The sequence below is a fragment of the Holdemanella sp. DFI.5.55 genome, from assembly GCF_020593575.1.
GTDB lineage: Bacteria > Bacillota_I > Bacilli_A > Erysipelotrichales > Erysipelotrichaceae > Holdemanella > Holdemanella hominis.
In genome coordinates, this window is sequence record NZ_JAJDMK010000342.1 from 1 (window position 1) to 244 (window position 244).

The 244-nt window shown below is 50.0% G+C and carries 1 protein-coding gene; it reads left to right on the forward strand.

Annotation, left to right across the window (positions count from 1 at the left end; translation table 11 throughout):
• A partial coding sequence (locus LJE08_RS14345) for a hypothetical protein (protein ID WP_227403627.1) occupies positions 1-244 on the forward strand: 244 nt, incomplete at both ends.

Here is a 244-nt window from a genome sequence, read left to right on the forward strand (position 1 = left end):
ACGCAGAATTGTTTTGACGGTTGGGGGTATTTTAGCGCTGATTGGGCTGATTTTATTGGTCTGGGATTTTCGGCGCGAACTGATGCTGGTGGTTGACCCAACCGTGGCGCATCGGCATCAATTGATGAAGCTGATTCGTTCGCATGGGGCAGCTGATATCGTGCTGTTAACCATTGTGATTGGCCTTTTGAATGCGATTCCAGGAATGTCCAATTCGCTGCTCTGCATCCTGGCTGGTCTATGC